Origin of the sequence: Alteromonas sp. 38 (genome assembly GCF_902506055.1) — a bacterium.
Classification (GTDB): domain Bacteria; phylum Pseudomonadota; class Gammaproteobacteria; order Enterobacterales; family Alteromonadaceae; genus Alteromonas; species Alteromonas lipotrueae.
On the sequence record NZ_LR733300.1, the window covers coordinates 4,179,588 to 4,196,507 of the forward strand.

A 16,920-nucleotide genomic window follows, 5' to 3' on the forward strand; every position below is an offset into this window, starting at 1 on the left:
GATTGAAAGGTATTAAGGGCAGATCAGATATGTACTTAAATGACCCTGTGATAAAGTCGAAGTCATTCTACTGCGGTAACGCAGATTGCCCCTACGGTAACGAAGATTGCCTAACCCCTACATCGAAGGATATGTTTACTAATGTCAGATTTCAGACAACGTGCGCTAGATTATCATGCCAAACCCACGCCAGGTAAAATTAGCGTGGAGCTATCGAAACCAGCAGATAGTGTGGATGATCTTGCTCTGGCTTACAGTCCAGGGGTAGCTGAACCGGTACGAGAAATTGCTGAAGATCCTGATAATGCTTATAAATATACCGCAAAAGGCAACATGGTAGCGGTGATCAGTAATGGTACCGCTATCTTAGGTTTGGGTAATTTAGGGCCGTTAGCTTCTAAACCAGTTATGGAAGGTAAGGCACTGCTGTTTAAGCGCTTTGCAGGGCTTGATGCTATCGACATTGAAGTAAAACATCGTACAACAGAAGAGTTTATTAATACTGTTGCGAACATTGCGGACACCTTTGGGGGTATCAATCTTGAAGATATTAAAGCCCCAGAGTGCTTTGAAATAGAGCAAGAACTCATTAAGCGCTGCAATATTCCTGTATTCCATGATGATCAACATGGTACTGCTATTGTTACGGCTGCAGGCATGTTGAACGCTATTGAAATTCAAGGCAAGAATATCGAGAGCGCGAAAATAGTTTGTATGGGTGCTGGCGCAGCAGCAGTAGCATGTATGGAATTGCTAATTAAGTGTGGCGCACAACGAGAGCGCATTTACATGCTAGACAGAAAAGGGGTTATTCATACCCGCCGTGAAGACCTTACTGAACACAAACGCATGTTTGCCAATAATACTGATAAACGTACGCTAGAAGATGTGATGGAAGGCGCGGATATTTTTGTTGGTGTATCTGGACCTGATGTATTACCCCCAGAAACCCTAGCTTTAATGGGGCCTAATCCGATTGTTTTTGCCTGCTCTAACCCCGACCCTGAAATTAAACCTGAACTAGCACATGAGGTTCGAAGTGACTTAATTATGGCAACAGGGCGTTCTGATTACCCCAACCAGGTAAACAATGTTCTGTGCTTTCCGTTCATTTTCCGTGGCGCATTAGATGTTCGCGCAACGGCCATTAATGACGAGATGAAAGTGGCAGCGGTAGAAGCACTTCGCGCTATTACCAAAGAGCCCGTACCTGAATCTGTGTTAGCGGCTAGCAATAGTAAAAGCCTGACCTTCGGCAAAGAATACATTATCCCTAAGCCAATGGACTCCCGCCTTTGTGAACGCATTGCTACTGCCGTGTCGAAAGCGGCGATTGAATCTGGCGTTGCAAGGCTTCCAGAAGTACCTAGCCGCACAGAGTAAAGGCAATATAGAAGTAGAATTTAGCGCGCAGCTTAGTATTCAAATATTATAAAAAACGGCAATTTTCATTGCCGTTTTTTTTAATCTTCTTGTTCGTTCTCGATAGAAACGTCTATACCCATGTCTTCCATTATACGTCTAGCTTCAGCTGGTACACGGTTAGGGTTGTCTTTTCGCAAATCTTCGTCATCCGGTAGAGGCTGACCTGTGAATGCATGAAGAAATGCTTCACATAATAATTCTGAATTCGTCGCATGACGTAAATTGTTTATCTGCCGACGGGTACGCTCATCGGTTAATGCTTTTAGCACGTTAATAGGAATAGAAACGGTAACTTTCTTAACCTGTTCACTCTTTTTACCGTGCTCTGCGTAGGGGTGTATATACTTACCGTTCCACTCTGCCATAATGCTAACTCTGTCTGATCTTATTTATGTTATGAAGAGAAATTCTAAACAAGTTGACGAAAAGGTCAATTGAGCAGTGTAAACCTCTTGACGTCTAGACGTAAATTCTTTAATTTAGACGTCTAAACGTCTATAAAAGAGTAATTTACCATGGTTTCTTACGCACAAGGTGTTGATGCACTCAATCAGTCCCTTTCGGAACTGCGTGACATTGATGTGTCATTTGAGTTTTTTCCGCCAAAATCAGAGAAAATGGAACAAACCTTGTGGAAGTCAGTTGAACGTTTAGCACCATTAAAGCCGAGTTACATGTCGGTTACCTATGGTGCAAACAGTGGTGAGCGTGATCGCACCCATGACGTGGTAAAACGTATCCAACAACAAACTGGTGTTGCAGCCGTGCCTCACCTTACATGTGTTGATGCTAGCCGAGACGAACTTAAGCAGATTGCAAAAGACTACTGGGATTCTGGCATTCGTCGTATTGTTGCCTTGCGCGGTGATTTACCGCCTGGCGTGAAAGATACCGAAATGTATGCCTCTGATTTGGTAGCACTACTAAAAGACGTGGCTGATTTCGATATATCAGTGGCCGCCTACCCTGAAAAGCACCCTGAAGCCCCTAATGCCCAATTCGACTTACTGAACCTTAAGCGCAAAGCAGAAGCCGGTGCGAGCGAAGCAATTTCACAGTTTTTCTTCGACACCAGTGTATTCTTGCGTTTTCGTGACCGTGCGGCAGCAGCGGGTATCGACCTAGACTTAGTACCTGGCATACTGCCAGTAACTAACTACCAAACCTTGGTAAAATTCGCTGGTTTCACCAATGTGCACGTACCTGGTTTTTTGCACAAAATGTTCGATGGCCTTGACGATGACGATCAAGCTACTCGGAACCTCATTGGTGCTAACATCGCAATGGATCAGGTTAAGGTACTCGCCAAAGAAGGCGTGAAGCATTTTCACTTTTACACCCTTAACCGAAGTGAATTAAGCTACGCTATTTGCCACATGCTAGGTGTTCGAGCAGGTTAATTTCGATTAAACCTTTGCTCCTATAGGGCAGACCAGTATACCATTTACCTATTATTGGGTATTTGAACGACTCGTTTGCCTCGTTGTCACCTTCCTGCGCTGCTTAAATGCCAAGGTGAGTAGCTAATGACCAAGGCGAGTTATAACTAGGAGTAAAGTGTGAATTGGGATCGGGTAAAAGCCATCTATCATAAGCTCGCACCACAAGTTGTCGATCTTTTCACTATCTTCATCAAGCGTTGCCGTGAAGACAATATTACCATTTCCGCAGGCCACTTAGCCTACGTTACGCTACTTTCTCTCGTTCCTTTTATCATGGTGACTTTCACCATCATGTCAGCGTTTCCTGCGTTTGCTTCTGTGCGAGGTAAATTAGAATACTTTATCTTTAATAACTTTGTGCCTACCGCTAGCGATACGGTTCATGAGTATATGTCTGACTTTGTTGGCAATGCTTCTGAAATGGGCGCAATTGGTATTCTATCGCTACTGGTAGTGGCACTAATGTTGATATCCAACGTTGATAAAACCCTCAACCGGATTTGGCGTACGCAAAGCGATCGACCTATCATTTATACGTTTGCCATTTATTGGATGGTAATTACCTTAGGCCCCATGCTGATTGGCTCTAGCGTTATTATCAGTTCTTATTTAGCAGGCCTTGCTGCTTTTGCGGAAGAGTATACGCCAGGGTTAGGCACATTTTTACTTACTCTTGTACCTAGCTTCGCAGCCATGCTGGCTTTCTTTATTTTATACATGATAGTACCCAACCGACGCGTTTTTGCCCGCCACGCTATTTCAGGAGCCATATTGGCCACTGTCGCGTTCGAGTTAACGAAGTCTGGCTTTGCCCTATATATTACCAACTTCCCTTCCTATGAGTTGATCTACGGAGCGCTAGCCGTGGTGCCTATCTTGTTTTTGTGGGTCTATATTTCATGGATATTGGTGCTATTAGGCGCCGAGTTTACGTGTAGCTTAGGCCAAGCGTTTGAAAACCGAAAAGCGGAAGACGAGCCAAGGCAAATACCAGAGGAATAAGAAAAGGCGTTGTAGGAAATACAACGCCTTTTTAGTAGGGTACTGGCGTGTTATCGGTAATAGCGAGCCTGTCACTCTGTAGTCGGACACGCTTTAATTAGACACTCATTAGTTAGACATAGCGGCAATAAACGCATCAGATTCAGCAATCGCTGAATTCATTTGTTCGATAAGTTGGTCAACATCATTTTGAATAGTTGAAAGTTCACCTTGCAACGCGCCAATCGCGCTAGCGTTCAAGTTATGTTTTAAGTATAAAACGTTGTCTTGAAACGCACTTAATACTGGGGCCATTCTACTTTCTGCTTTACGCATGGTTTTAATGAGTGCGCTGTATCTGCGCTCAGTATCACGCAATTTCGCAGTACTTTCTCGTTTTAACGATGCATTTTGATACTTATCAAGCTCGTCTTCCCATTCATCAAATAACGCTTCAGCCACGCTTTCTACTTTATCGATACGATCAGTTACGTCATTAGCAGCAGAAAGACTGTTTTCATACTCGCTGTTAAGCTTGTTATAAACATCTTCTAACTCACCACCTTCAAATGCCACCACAGCACTAAAAGCTTCCAGCGCAGAGCTAAACTCTTCCTGAGCGTCTTCTTGCGACTCTTTTGCGTTTTCAACACGGTCAACAAGGATATCCCGTTTCTCAACGCCTACTTTCTCCCACGCTGCGTAATACGCAGATTGGCAGCCAGTTAATACCAACATAGCAATAATAGCGGTTGCTATTAGCCTCATAACATCTCTCTCCCTCGATAGCGGGCCGCGCTAATAATACAAATAATGTGCAAAATAACGCCAAGTGGCCAAAATACAATTGCTAATACTACGGTTGCGGCAAGCGCATAGCTCACTCCCACCACAATAAAATAAAATAGCGCGCCAAGTATTCGCCCTTGTACTAAATGCCCTAACCCTGGGATAAAAAAGTTACAAATTGCAGCAATTACATTGCCGCCAGATCCTTGCCCTGACATATAAACTTCCTCGCAATTGTTATCAGAATATGATTATGTAGTATTTCATAAGAATAAACTAAACTAAAACAGGCACCCGCACAACGCGCGGAAATAAAATGAAACGACTTTACCCAGATGTTACCTGCTATCAAAATGGATTTATCGAGGTGGGATGTGGGCACTCTCTATATTACGAGCAGAGCGGCACCCCTGAGGGTATTCCAGTACTATTTATTCATGGTGGTCCAGGTGCTGGTTTACCGCCGAATTATAAATGTTTCTTCGACAGTAACCGATACCGTATTATTGGATTCGAACAAAGAGGATGTGGGCGTTCAACGCCGTTAGCGAGTACAAAAGACAACGATACATGGCTAAATGTAGAAGATATTGAAATACTAAGGCGCCAGCTCAACGTACCGAGTTGGTTAGTGTTTGGGGGGTCATGGGGTTCAACGTTAGCGCTCCTTTATGCTTTTAGGTATGCTGCTCATGTCAGCGGCCTTATTCTTCGTGGCGTATTCTTAGCCCGCCAGCAAGACAGAGACTGGTTCTTGTCACCGCAAGGTGGCGCTGCTCAGCTTTTTCCAGAATACTATCGCCAGTTTGTTAAAGGGGTAGACGCCCCACTAAGTACTTCCACTATTTGTGCGCACTACCTCACTACATTGAAAGCCGATAACGAAGTACAGCGTCATGCAGCGTTAAAGCGCTGGTATCAGTGGGAGGAGAGGCTTTCTCGGATATCCTTACCTCCTGGCACTGGCGATTCCACCAGCCAATACCCCCTATCCCTTGTCACCAGCTTAGCCACTCTCGAATGCCATTTTTTAACGAACAAGTGCTTCATAGACGAAGGCTACATACTTGATAATATAGAAAAAATACGCGATATTCCTGGCACTATTATCCATGGTCGATACGACATGATATGCAAAACTGAAGCGGCAGAATCATTACATAAGTCGTGGTCAGGAAGCCAACTTCAAATCATTCCTGATGCTGGCCACAGCACGTCTGAGCCGGGCATTGCTTATGCGCTGTGCCGCGCAACCAAAGATATGGCAAAGTTTTTAAAGGAGCAAAAGCAATGATTGGGTTAGTTCAACGGGTGTCTGAAGCGAGCGTGTCAGTGAACAATGAAATCATCGGAGAAATTGCGCAAGGTATGCTAGTGCTGCTTGGTGTTGAGAAAGATGACGGCCCTGAAGAAATAGAAAAACTAGCTAATAAGTTATGCCGCTACCGTATTTTTTCCGACAGCGATGGAAAAATGAATTTAAACGTCGCGCAAATTGGGGGAGAAATTCTTGTAGTATCGCAATTTACCCTTGTGGCCGACACGCAAAAAGGAAATCGTCCTGGCTTTTCTAGGGGCGCGACACCTGAACATGGTAATGCTATATATCTGCAATTTGTGGAATCTCTTAAACAGAAAGGCATTCCCGTGGAAACAGGTCAATTCGGCGCTGAAATGAAAGTGGCCTTAGTGAATGACGGACCCGCTACCTTCCAGTTTCAGGTATAATGAACATACCAGAATTAATCTTGTGCAGTTTTCATGCGTAAGGTTAAATAGTTTTTTCACTCTTTCATACAAGGCCTCTCTATTGTGTATAAGGTTGTAACTCCTAAAAGCGATACTGAATTCGAAGCCTATTTTCATTTTCGCTGGGCTTACCTTCGCCAGCCATGGAATTTTCCTCCTGGTTCAGAGAAAGATGAATATGAACAGGTGGCAGAGCACCGCACCATAGTGAATGGTAAAGGCGACATTGTTGCCTGTGGCCGTGTCCATTTAAATACCGCTGAAGAAGCACAAATTCGTCATATCGCCGTACACCCTGACCATCTGCGTAAAGGGCTTGGACAGATGATAATGGATGCTTTAGAGAACGTGGCGAAAGAATTGGGTGCTATACGTGCGGTGACAAACAGCCGAGAAGTTTCTATCGACTTTTTCAGTTCCTGCGGCTTCGTTGTTGAACGTGAAGCGCCTAACGAATTAGGCATGCTAAGACGCCAGCAAATGGTGAAAAAGCTAACTGAAAATAACACCTTAGTGCTGCATCCTAAATGGTGTAAATCATTACAGCAAACCTGGACTGATACCATTCCCATTACAGAACATATGGGCATTAAATTATATCAATATACAGGCAGGACATTAGAAACCCGCGCGTCACTTAATAAGAATATTAATGTTCACGGCACTATGTTTGCCGGCAGTATTTTTTCGTTAGCCACCTTAACTGGCTGGGGAATGATTTACTTACAGCTAAAAGAGCGTGGGCTAACCGGTGATATTGTATTGGGAGACGGCGATATCCACTATCATAAGCCTATTACCATGAAGCCTCGTGCAATCTGTAATATAGAAACCTTATCGGGCAAATTTAAGCCTTTGGAAAAAGGGGAAAAGGCGCGATTCGCTTTGAACGTAGATATCTTAGATGGCGATAATGCCGTGGCAGAGTTTGAAGGGGTGTTTTGGGTGCTTCCAGAGCAAACTGAGGCGTAACGTGCAAAGGTATATTATTAACCGCTTCTTGCTTTCATAATTGACACGTACAAAAAAAGCGCCAATAGGCGCTTTTTTCAATTAAGTTTAACTAGGGCAGCCTTTTTTAAGCAGCTCTTACTTAAGCCACCATGGCAGCCTGAAGTTTTTTCATCGCGTTCTTTTCAATTTGACGAACACGTTCAGCAGATACTTCGTACTTATCAGCAAGATCTTGAAGTGTAATTTTGCTGTCAGCCAACCAACGAGTCTCAATAATATCTTGGCTTCTGTCATCTAACGTTTTAATGGCTGAATACAAACGCTTGCTCGCATTAGTATCCCAATCGTTATTGATAACGTCCATTTCAACATCAGTTGATTTATCTTCAAGAAATTGAACCGGCGCAAAATTGCCCGTTTCGTCTTCGTCAGCAGAAAGATCGAATGCTTGATCTTGACTGCTCATTCGCGCTTCCATTTGAAGCACTTCCTTCGTACTCACACCCAGCTCGCTAGCTACCGTTTGCACCTCTTCGTGGGTAAACCAACCAAGACGTTTTTTCGCTTTACGTAAATTGAAGAACAATTTACGTTGCGCTTTCGTAGTAGCAACTTTAACAATGCGCCAGTTTTTAAGTACGAATTCATGAATTTCAGCTTTGATCCAATGTACGGCAAAAGAAACCAAACGAACGCCCACTGTTGGGTCGAAACGCTTAACCGCCTTCATCAAACCAATATTACCTTCTTGAATAAGGTCGGCTTGTGGCAAACCATATCCTGAATAAGATTTTGCTATATGCACAACAAAGCGTAGATGAGACATAACCAGCTTACGTGCTGCTTCTAAATCTTCATCTTCACGAAGACGCACCGCTAATGCGCGCTCTTCTTCTGCAGTTAGCATATCAATACGACTTACAGCTTGTACGTAGCCTTCAATGCTACCGCTGTGAGGAACTGATAGTGCTAGGGATTGCAATTTATTGCTCATTATTCACCTCATTCGTTGCAACTCGATATTAGCAAAGTAACATCAGCCGCGCGAGACTTAATTGCGATGAGAAACTAAACCAGTTATTGGTATGTAGTACCCATCTTCTAAAGATCAAGACCACAAACCCAAAAAACAGTTCAATTAGCGTCTATCTCTTTCCAAATCACTCATACGTTGTATATCGAATTCATTATTACGCTACAACGCTCAATAAATATCGCCGAACGCTTCACAGAAGAATAAGCGCTTCCCCAGAGGAAACAGCTTATCGAAGCAGATATTCACGATACGCCACCATTATACATTCAAAATGTATATAAAACATGCCATTCATCTTTCAAAAAGTTATATCAACCTTAAATTCGGTCGTATTCTTTTCCTGTATCAACAAATCTATATTACCCACTCTCAGATACGAAGACTATTACAAAGTTTCGATTGCTAGCATCGCTTTTTTACTTACAATGAGATATAAATTTTATGTTTTAGAATCGCTCGGCATAATAACAATAATAAGATTTTCATTTTCTTTTTAACGACTTCAATCGCGTTTTTACGCGGCGAGAGCAAAGAGGCACTCGATGTTCGCATACGTAGCAAGACAACCCATATTCGACGTAAACAGGAACGTTTACGCTTACGAATTACTTTTTCGGGTAGGGGAAGATAATTGCTTTCCAGATATTCCGCCCGATGAGGCGACCTCTAAAATTCTAACGTCTACCCATTTAAGCTTGGGTATTGAAGAAATAACAGGTGATAAAAAAGCATTTATTAATTTCCACCGCGATACCTTAATGTACCGATTTCCTACCTCGTTAGATGCAAGCAAAGTGGTTATTGAGATTGTTGAAACCGTTGATGTAGATGATGCCCTTATTGCCGCATGCAAGCACATTCGAGGGCTCGGCTACCCCATTGCACTTGATGATTACGATATGAAGGATAAATGGGATGCCTTTGTCCCGTTCACCAGTATTGTTAAAATCGACATTACGGAAATTGCTCACGAAACCATACCTTCGTTGGTTAAACGCTTCAAATCGCATAACATCAAACTTGTGGCCGAAAAAATTGAAACCTACGAAGAGTTTCACAAGTTCAAAGAAATGGGCTTCGACTATTTTCAAGGTTACTTTCTAGCTAAACCCGAAATAGTACGTCATCGCAAATTAGGTCCAAGTGCGCTTACCATGATGGAGCTACTCACATTAAGTAGCCAATCCAAGCTAAATTTTGATGAAGTAAATCGAATCATTGAGCGCGATCCTTCCCTTACCTATTTGCTATTACGCTTCATCAATAACCCGCTTATTAATAAGCGAAATAAGATTACATCCCTTAAGCATGCGCTTAACTTTATGGGTGAAGTTGAAGTTAAAAAATTTATCGCGCTGCTTGCTCTGGCCAACCTTAATGACGGTCAACCTCAAGAGTTGATGCAGATGGCCCTTGTGCGGGCAAAATTCTGTGAGCTTGTGTTTATCTCTTTTAAAGAAAGAGAAAATCCGCTCACCGGCTTTCTAACCGGTCTATTATCTATGCTTGATGCCATGATGGAACAGCATATCGACGAGTTGGTTAGCAAAGTACCCATTAGCGATAATGTAAAAGATGCGCTTTGTGGTGAGCCTGGCGTGTTGAAAGACTGTCTTACTCTGGCTAAGTACTTTGAAAGGGCAAACTGGGCAGGCATCAAGAAATTTTCAGGTAAATATAAAATTCAGCAGACTCTGCTTCACGGCTACTATAATGAAGCGATGAAATGGGCTCATCACGTACATGTTTCAGCTCAGGTAGAGAAATAACACTGAGGAATATCCATTCATTAATATAAGTTACGAAATGTAATGCGCAAATTAACGCGATTTCCGTAAATGCATGTTATGGTGGTGTAAATTGCAATAATATTCGTTGATGATTGTTCAACGTGCCAGTAGGGAACTCGTATGTTCGCGTTTATCGCTCGCCAACCAATTTTGGATAAAACAAAGGATGTATTTGCTTACGAACTTTTGTTTCGAGATGGCAAGGCTGGCGCGTACCCCGAACACTCTCCTGAAAAAGCGCAATATATTTCTGAGCACTTTCATCCTTTAGGGCTAGACGACATTAGCGGTGAAAAGACCTCGTTTATCAACTTTTCATCTGAAACCATTATTTCTCGCTTTCCTACCACACTGAACCCAGAGTCAGTTGTGGTTGAATTAGCTGACAATCCTTTCGCTCAAATCGGGTTGTTAGAAGCGTGCCAACACATTAAGCATCTTGGGTTTCGTATTGCTATTGACGACCCTATGATGCTAAGTGCCAAGCATGAAATTCTGCCCCTTGTTGATATTGTAAAAGTGGATGTCTCGCAAATTCGTTTCGAAAATATAGAGAAGAATATCCCACGATACCTTGATGCAAACGTTAAACTAGTGGCCGAACAAGTTGATACCCAAGACCAATTTGCGACCAGCATGGATTTAGGTTTTGATTTCTTCCAAGGGTATTTCTTTGCCCAACCGGAAGCCCGCATCCTGCGCCAATTACCTGCGTCAAAGATGAATATTGTCGACCTTATTGGCGAATGTTCAAATGATAAATTTGATATTAATAGAGTTAGCCAAATTGTTGAGCGTGATGCCGCGCTGAGCTACGTATTGCTTAAATTTATCAATAACCCAATGATAAACAAGCGCCACAAGATAACCTCGCTCAAACATGCCCTTAATTATATGGGTGAAGTGGAGGTGAAGAAGTTTATCGCTCTGCTCAGCCTAACTAATTTAGGTGATGATAAGCCGTTAGAGATTATTCACATGTCGTTAGTTAGGGCCAAATTTTTCGACTTATTGTCAGCAAAGCGTGGCTTAAAAGCTAACCCACCTATCGGCTTTTTAGTTGGGTTATTTTCGTTACTCGATGCGCTATTAGATCAATCCATAGAAGCTGTGCTTAAACAACTTCCGCTATCTGAAGACCTAAATGACGCTATTTTAGGAAAGACGCCTGAATTCAATAGCTACATGAGCCTAGTACGCGCTTTTGAAGGAGCGCTTTGGATGAATGTGATTAAGCAGGCGAAAGTATTAGATATTGACCAAAAGCAGCTGCATATTCTTTATAACCAAGCCATTGTTTGGGGTAACGGTGTGAGAAGCGCCATTTCTGCGCACTTCCCACGTGCTGCCGTTCAAAGCTAGCCAGTAAACTAATGCTTACTTTGGTTCGATTTGTCTTACATGGCGTTGCACTGAAATAAGCGACCCAAGCAACCCTAATGCAATAGATAGCCCCAACATCGTTAATAGCGCTGTACCGGTCAGGCCAGTGATATTGAAATCTTTTTGATACATGGCGGCAAAGGTCTCAATACTGCTATCCATCCACCATAAAATGATAATGACAGCAAACCATGCCATCAGCCCGCCAAGCAAACCATACCAAAAACCAGTATATAAAAATGGCCGATGAATAAAGGCATCGGTTGCACCCACTAGCTTCATTACTACTATTTCATCGTGCTTATTAAGAATGTTCAGTCGAATAGTGTTGCCAATGATCAGCACCACAGCGAAGAACAACAAAATTCCAATAAAGGTGACAAGGTCGCTTGCGATATCAATAACGGCATACAAGCGCTCCAGCCATTCTATATCTAACTTACCTATATCAACCTCACGCTGCTGCTTAAGCTTATCAAGCAGTGTTTTAGCCGCATTCGGCGTGGCATGTTTATCAATGGGTGTCACTAAAACAACATCAGGCAGTGGGTTGCTTTGCAAATACGCAATAGCGTCGCCTAGCCCTGATAAATGCTGAAACTCTTTTAAGGCATCATCAGCAGGTATAAACACCACAGAATCGATTTCTTCCCATGTGTTTAACCTAGCGACCAATTGCTGTGAACTGGCGGCTGAAATATCAGGTTTCAAAAACAAAGATATCTCTGATGCTTGCTCCCACCCTGCGGTAATTTTTTCGGTATTTTTAACCATGATATAAAGGGTGCTGGGAAGGGTAATACTTAACCCCAACACCCCTATGGTCATTAGTGATGCAGCAGGCTGACGCCATAGTTCGCCCAAGCTTGAAAGGGCTTGCCTGACATGGCTTACGAAGAACATTACAATAGATTGTACTAGCCCTACTTTTCTAGACGACGCGCCTTGGCTCCTACCTTTAAATAGAATACTCATTGCCAATTCCCATTTAAATCATCGGTTAAGCCGTCGGTAATCATTTGGCCATCTTTCAACGTCAGTGTGCGATATTTCATTCGAGCAATTAGCCCTAAATCATGAGTAGCGATGAACACCGACACGCCGGCTTGGTTGAAATCTTCAAACAAGCGAATAATTTCCATAGACAGTTTCGGGTCGAGGTTTCCGGTAGGTTCATCAGCAAGAAGTAATGGTGGCTTGTTTACCACGGCGCGGGCTATACCAACACGCTGCTGTTCGCCGCCCGATAACATAATGGGTAAGTTACGGCTTTTATCTCGCAGGCCTACCATTTCTAATGCAGCATCGACACGCTTGCCAATTTCCTTATGGGTGTAACCTTCTATCACAAGTGGTAGCGCCACATTGTCGAAAACTGACTTGTCCATCAACAATTGATGGCTTTGGAAGATCATGCCGATATCGCGACGAATGTAGGCAATATCTCTTCGGGTAATAGCATTTAGATCATGACCATTAATCAGTACACGACCTACGGTTGGGCGTTCCATAATACTGATAAGTTTAAGCAGCGTACTTTTCCCAGCGCCAGAATGGCCAGTAAGAAAAGCCATTTCTCCAGGGGCGATGTGAAAGTCGACCTTACTCAGCGCACGTTGTCCGCCGGGGTAGGTTTTGCTTACTTGCTCAAACTTTATCATGCATGTTTCCTACTACCCTATTCCCGTAATTAGCTATTAATGCTGTCTACTCGCCGCTCTCAATTTCACTAAATAGCGCATCAATAAATTCTTGGCCGTCGAACTGGCGTAAGTCATCAATACCTTCGCCAACCCCTATATATCTGATAGGTATACCAAACTTATCAGCAATTGAGAAGATAACGCCACCTTTTGCAGTACCGTCTAGTTTGGTAAGGGTAATACCGGTTAAACCAACAGCCTGATTGAATAACTTCGCTTGGCTAATGGCATTTTGCCCCGTTCCCGCATCAAGGGTAAGCATAACTTCGTGAGGCGCGTTAGGGTTCAACTTTTTCATCACGCGAACCACTTTCTTGAGCTCTTCCATCAAGTTGTCTTTATTCTGCAAACGACCTGCGGTATCGGCGATAAGAATATCTGTTTTGCGCGATTTCGCGGCTTCTAGCGCATCGTAAAGTACTGACGCACTATCCGCTCCCGTATGCTGCGCAATAACAGGAATACTATTTCGCTCACCCCATACTTGCAATTGCTCTACTGCAGCAGCCCTAAAGGTATCACCCGCTGCCAGCATGACCTTTTTGCCTTGCTGCTGGAACTGTTTAGCTAATTTACCGATGGTGGTAGTTTTACCTACCCCATTCACGCCAACCATTAGAATAACGAAGGGTCCTTCATCGCTGTTATGAGCATTAATGGCATCACTCAACGGTTCATTTACCTTTGAGAGCATACCCGCCATTTGCTGTTTCAAGATATCCAGCAAGGCTTCTGCGTCTTTAAGATCTTTACGACTCGCGCTGTCTGTTAAGTGAGTAATGATTTTTTGCGTGGTATCCATTCCCACATCAGCAACCAATAGCTGGGTTTCTAAATCTTCGTATAATTCATCATCTATCGCCTTGCCTTTGAAAAGGCTAACTAGCCCGCTACCTAAGTTTGCTTTAGTGCGAGACAAACTTTCTTTAAGGCGCGAAAAGAGTGATTTTTTCTCTTTCGGAGCTGGCGCTTCCTCAACAACAGGCTCGCTGACGACTTCAGTAACTTCTGCTTCTGCTTCTGCTTCTGCTTCTGCTTCTGCTTCTGCTTCTGCTTCTGCTTCTGCTTCTGCTTCTGCTTCTAAAACGCTAGCCGTTTGAGTAGAAGATTCAACAACAAATACTTCGCTTTCTTGCTGTGGTTCAAGATCTTGAACAGGCGTTGAAAGTAACTCCTCGGCATTGTCGCCATCTTTTGCTGGCGCTGACGGGCTAGCTTCATCGGCTATTTCTACAGCATCTAACTTATCTGGTACCACACTCAATGGCGTAGCGTCTTCTTTCTCTACAGGTACTGGCACTGGCTCGTCAGCCACTGGTGCAACGCTTTCTACTGAATCGCTCTGGGGTGTATCTGTTGAAACGCTCTTGGCAGTTTCAGGTAGATCGCTCTTGGCAGTGCTATGTGACTGCTCAGCATCTGAAGTTTGTGATTCATCAGGCAAAACGGTGCTTTGATCAACTGATTTTTGATCTTGGTTTTCCTGTGCTTTTTGCTTATTTGCTTTTTTGTTCTTACCGAACCAGCCAAAAAGTTTCGACATTGTTAAGACAAATCCTTATAAATACTGGGCAATTTCGGCTACACTTGCCGAATATTGAATAACCCCATGATACCATTGTCAGCGACTATGAAGCGAGTTTCTCGCCCACTCAGGGCACCTTCAACTACAAAAAAAACCCATTCTACCCACTCAAAAGCGAAAGGCGGGCATATTCGCATTATTAGCGGTCAATGGCGTGGAAGAAAGCTACCGGTTCTCGACGCCGAAGGTTTACGCCCCACCACCGACCGAAATAAAGAAACCTTGTTCAATTGGCTTATGCCTTATTTGAATGACGCAACGTGCTTAGATGTATTCGCAGGCTCTGGAGGTTTAGGGTTAGAAGCCCTATCGCGCTATGCCCTTTCTTGTGACTTTATTGAATTGGATAAATCGGCAAGTGCGCAGTTAAAGAAGAATTTGGCGTTGCTATCACCTAATGATGCTCAAAATGCTAGTGTCCATCAGGGCGATGCCTTAGCAATACTGCCTACCTTTTCAGGTAAAAATTTCGACATTATGTTTGTCGACCCGCCTTTTAACAAAGGACTGGTTGAACCAACCTTATCGGCTATTGCAAGTAATAACTTATTGTCTAACGATGGGGTACTATACGTAGAACACGAAGCGAACCTTGCGCCTATTGCCTTGCCGAGCCACTGGCAAATTATAAAAGAAAAGCGCACATCGGCGCTTTGCTATTATTTGATAAAGGCTGTGTAGTAAGCTTTTTGTCTCGCGGTGAAAGCGTTAAGCCAAATCGAGCCCTATATTCGAAATACCCTCTTCTAGCGCAATCACTTTAAGCGCATCAGCAGTGCTAGCAGGAGACTTTCCAGCTTCAACACAATCAAGCAACGCTTCTTGCACTGCTACTTCAAACACCATTAGTGGGTGTTCTTTTACCGTTTCATCGTCGGCTTCGCCGCTTTCTAACAAGTAAGCTTCTACACTCCCTTGAGAAAGCTTGCTAACGACCACCGCACCTTGCGGATCGTCGCCTGCGATAAGATTAAGCACAGCGGCTAACCCAATTGCGGCATCAATCGCGGGGTAAACACCGTAGGTATCAAAATCGCTAGTATCGGGCGTCGCCACTTCCACTTTTTCAAGCTGTACTGCAAGGTTAAATTTACTTTTAGGTGCTTTCACCGACTCCCATACAAGATTGAGACAGTTGCGAATACCTTCTTTATCACCAAATTCGGTAAGGTCACAGAACAGCTCGTAGTTAGGGATCATTCGCTCAAGCAAGGCTGCACTAAACGCAACTGCTTTAAATCCTTCAAGCGCGCGCACGCGCCCAAATGTATTAAGTTTTTGCTTTGCCATTAATTAGCTCCGGTGGCATGCATAAAGTATTGAGTAGCACCATCAAGAAGCATTTGAATGGCTATCATGACGAGGATCATCCCCATTAGTCGTTCCATCGCAATAAGACCACGTTCGCCTAATAGCTTATGAAACACATTTGAAAACATCAAAATTACTGCACTTATCAACCAAGAGGCGCCAAGCGCGAGTGCCCAGTCAGACATACGTTCTGGGTTTTGGTTTGCCAGAAGAATGAGAGCCGCTAATGTTGAGGGCCCTGCAATCATTGGAATAGCAAGCGGCACCAAGAACGGCTCTTCACCTACGGCAAGCCCGCTAGGGTTGCCTGCTGACGGAAAAATCATTTTAAGTGCAATCAAAAATAGGATGATACCACCAGCAATGCTAACCGTTTCTTGTTCAACATTGAGAAAATTTAACACCGACTGACCACTAAATAGGAATAAAAACAAAATTCCTAATGCAAACAGTAATTCTCTAATAAGAATCATTTGCCGTCTTCGGGGTTCTATTGACTTCAAAACCGACATGAACACAGGCAAATTGCCAAGAGGATCCATGATCAAGAATAACATGACGGCTGCTGACCAAGTATCCATTTTTTCTTATTCTCCAATAGCTTGCTGGGTATCATTGGCAGCAAGAATATTTTTTATAAAACAATTTTCAGCATTGTACAAAAAAGCATTCGTAATTTGTCAATTTTAGGCTTAAATATTAAATATAACGCGTTGAAATCGTGGCGGGCCAAAATACATCTAGTGCAAAGCTGCACAATTGAGCTATTCTC

General features: G+C 43.3%; 18 protein-coding genes. 9 read left to right on the plus strand and 9 right to left on the minus strand.

The features are described 5' to 3' along the window. Nucleotides 1–141: 141 nt before the first annotated feature. Nucleotides 142–1,383: a malic enzyme-like NAD(P)-binding protein gene (locus FLAVO9R_RS18015; RefSeq protein ID WP_159533561.1), complete on the plus strand. Its 1,242-nt coding sequence runs from the start codon at nucleotides 142–144 to the stop codon at nucleotides 1,381–1,383. A gap of 80 nt (nucleotides 1,384–1,463) precedes the next feature. Here the strand turns inward: FLAVO9R_RS18015 and metJ are convergent, their stop codons facing one another. After that, complete coding sequence (gene metJ, locus FLAVO9R_RS18020) at nucleotides 1,464–1,790, minus strand: met regulon transcriptional regulator MetJ (RefSeq protein WP_013786278.1); 327 nt, start codon at nucleotides 1,788–1,790, stop codon at nucleotides 1,464–1,466. Between the two features lie 150 nt (nucleotides 1,791–1,940). Here metJ and metF point away from each other — a divergent pair, with 150 nt between their 5' ends. Then, entirely contained in the window at nucleotides 1,941–2,825 is an 885-nt protein-coding gene (gene metF, locus FLAVO9R_RS18025; RefSeq protein ID WP_159533563.1) for a methylenetetrahydrofolate reductase, read from the plus strand. A 159-nt stretch (nucleotides 2,826–2,984) separates the two neighbouring features. After that, nucleotides 2,985–3,869, plus strand: a complete 885-nt coding sequence (locus FLAVO9R_RS18030; RefSeq protein WP_159533565.1) for a virulence factor BrkB family protein — start codon at nucleotides 2,985–2,987, stop codon at nucleotides 3,867–3,869. 108 nt (nucleotides 3,870–3,977) lie between these two features. Here the strand turns inward: FLAVO9R_RS18030 and FLAVO9R_RS18035 are convergent, their stop codons facing one another. Further along, nucleotides 3,978–4,616, minus strand: a complete 639-nt coding sequence (locus tag FLAVO9R_RS18035) for a DUF2959 domain-containing protein (protein WP_159533567.1) — start codon at nucleotides 4,614–4,616, stop codon at nucleotides 3,978–3,980. Continuing rightward, complete coding sequence (locus FLAVO9R_RS18040; RefSeq protein ID WP_013786282.1) at nucleotides 4,613–4,855, minus strand: hypothetical protein; 243 nt, start codon at nucleotides 4,853–4,855, stop codon at nucleotides 4,613–4,615. Before FLAVO9R_RS18040 ends, FLAVO9R_RS18035 begins: the two co-directional genes overlap by 4 nt. 98 nt (nucleotides 4,856–4,953) lie before the next feature. Here FLAVO9R_RS18040 and pip point away from each other — a divergent pair, with 98 nt between their 5' ends. From pip to FLAVO9R_RS18055, 3 genes are all read left to right on the plus strand, one after another. Next, nucleotides 4,954–5,931, plus strand: a complete 978-nt coding sequence (gene pip, locus FLAVO9R_RS18045; RefSeq protein ID WP_159533569.1) for a prolyl aminopeptidase — start codon at nucleotides 4,954–4,956, stop codon at nucleotides 5,929–5,931. Next, nucleotides 5,928–6,365, plus strand: a complete 438-nt coding sequence (gene dtd / locus FLAVO9R_RS18050; protein ID WP_159533571.1) for a D-aminoacyl-tRNA deacylase — start codon at nucleotides 5,928–5,930, stop codon at nucleotides 6,363–6,365. Before pip ends, dtd begins: the two co-directional genes overlap by 4 nt. Nucleotides 6,366–6,449: 84 nt before the next feature. After that, nucleotides 6,450–7,358 carry a bifunctional GNAT family N-acetyltransferase/hotdog fold thioesterase gene (locus FLAVO9R_RS18055; protein ID WP_159533573.1) on the plus strand — a complete coding sequence of 303 codons (909 nt, stop codon included), beginning with the start codon at nucleotides 6,450–6,452 and terminating at the stop codon, nucleotides 7,356–7,358. Between the two features lie 121 nt (nucleotides 7,359–7,479). Here FLAVO9R_RS18055 and rpoH read toward each other — a convergent pair whose 3' ends face one another. Then, nucleotides 7,480–8,334, minus strand: coding sequence for an RNA polymerase sigma factor RpoH (gene rpoH, locus FLAVO9R_RS18060; protein ID WP_013786286.1), 855 nt, complete (start codon nucleotides 8,332–8,334; stop codon nucleotides 7,480–7,482). Nucleotides 8,335–8,918: 584 nt separating this feature from the next. Here rpoH and FLAVO9R_RS18065 point away from each other — a divergent pair. Both FLAVO9R_RS18065 and FLAVO9R_RS18070 read left to right on the plus strand, forming a co-directional pair. Beyond that, a complete protein-coding gene (locus FLAVO9R_RS18065) occupies nucleotides 8,919–10,145 on the plus strand; it encodes an EAL and HDOD domain-containing protein (RefSeq protein WP_159533575.1) in 1,227 nt (408 codons plus the stop codon). A 141-nt stretch (nucleotides 10,146–10,286) separates the two neighbouring features. Then, nucleotides 10,287–11,528 carry an EAL and HDOD domain-containing protein gene (locus FLAVO9R_RS18070; RefSeq protein WP_159533577.1) on the plus strand — a complete coding sequence of 414 codons (1,242 nt, stop codon included), beginning with the start codon at nucleotides 10,287–10,289 and terminating at the stop codon, nucleotides 11,526–11,528. A 15-nt stretch (nucleotides 11,529–11,543) separates the two neighbouring features. On the opposite strand, the gene ftsX is transcribed toward FLAVO9R_RS18070, so the two are convergent. The 3 genes from ftsX to ftsY are packed head-to-tail and all read right to left on the minus strand — an operon-like array spanning nucleotide 11,544 to nucleotide 14,795. Then, nucleotides 11,544–12,524, minus strand: a complete 981-nt coding sequence (gene ftsX, locus FLAVO9R_RS18075; protein WP_159533579.1) for a permease-like cell division protein FtsX — start codon at nucleotides 12,522–12,524, stop codon at nucleotides 11,544–11,546. Then, nucleotides 12,521–13,210, minus strand: coding sequence for a cell division ATP-binding protein FtsE (ftsE, locus tag FLAVO9R_RS18080; RefSeq protein ID WP_129740240.1), 690 nt, complete (start codon nucleotides 13,208–13,210; stop codon nucleotides 12,521–12,523). Before ftsE ends, ftsX begins: the two co-directional genes overlap by 4 nt. Nucleotides 13,211–13,256: 46 nt before the next feature. Beyond that, nucleotides 13,257–14,795 (minus strand): signal recognition particle-docking protein FtsY, encoded by a 1,539-nt coding sequence (gene ftsY, locus FLAVO9R_RS18085; protein WP_159533581.1) that lies wholly within the window; start codon nucleotides 14,793–14,795, stop codon nucleotides 13,257–13,259. Nucleotides 14,796–14,861: 66 nt separating this feature from the next. Here ftsY and rsmD point away from each other — a divergent pair, with 66 nt between their 5' ends. Next, nucleotides 14,862–15,518 carry a 16S rRNA (guanine(966)-N(2))-methyltransferase RsmD gene (gene rsmD, locus FLAVO9R_RS18090; RefSeq protein ID WP_159533583.1) on the plus strand — a complete coding sequence of 219 codons (657 nt, stop codon included), beginning with the start codon at nucleotides 14,862–14,864 and terminating at the stop codon, nucleotides 15,516–15,518. Between the two features lie 27 nt (nucleotides 15,519–15,545). Here rsmD and FLAVO9R_RS18095 read toward each other — a convergent pair whose 3' ends face one another. Continuing rightward, on the minus strand, nucleotides 15,546–16,127 hold the full coding sequence (locus tag FLAVO9R_RS18095; protein ID WP_159533585.1) for a YjaG family protein: 582 nt from the start codon (nucleotides 16,125–16,127) through the stop codon (nucleotides 15,546–15,548). Then, entirely contained in the window at nucleotides 16,127–16,729 is a 603-nt protein-coding gene (locus tag FLAVO9R_RS18100; RefSeq protein ID WP_159533587.1) for a YhgN family NAAT transporter, read from the minus strand. The genes FLAVO9R_RS18095 and FLAVO9R_RS18100 overlap by 1 nt, the downstream gene beginning before the upstream one ends. Between the last annotated feature and the right edge of the window lie 191 nt (nucleotides 16,730–16,920).